This is a genomic window from Neisseria sp. P0021.S007 (assembly GCF_051956855.1).
In genome coordinates this window covers 1-255 of record NZ_JBQCXA010001853.1, presented here as the reverse complement: position 1 = coordinate 255, position 255 = coordinate 1, and the positions used below count along the sequence as shown (strand labels likewise).

General features: G+C 54.1%; 1 protein-coding gene. It reads right to left on the bottom strand.

Annotated features, from left to right (window positions below; genetic code table 11):
* A partial coding sequence (locus ACTHUR_RS21790) for a hypothetical protein (protein ID WP_440361355.1) occupies window positions 1–255 on the bottom strand: 255 nt, incomplete at both ends.

Sequence of the window (255 nt, the reverse complement as noted above, 5' to 3'; positions counted from 1 at the left end):
CTTTCACACCGTCGTTGTTCACGGTGGTGTCGCCGGCTTTGACGCTGTCTACCACCAGGTCTTTGTTCAGCTTGACGGTCACTTTATCGTCTTGGGCTTCAGTGGTGATGTTGTCGTCGCCGGCAACAGTCACGGTGGAGCCGAGTTTTTCGATATTGGTGCTGCCGCTGTCGCCGTTGAAGGTCAGGCCTTTGGTGTCAACGGTGGTTTTGGCATCTACACCTTTTTGGATGTCGTCTTTGGTGTCTTGCGCCA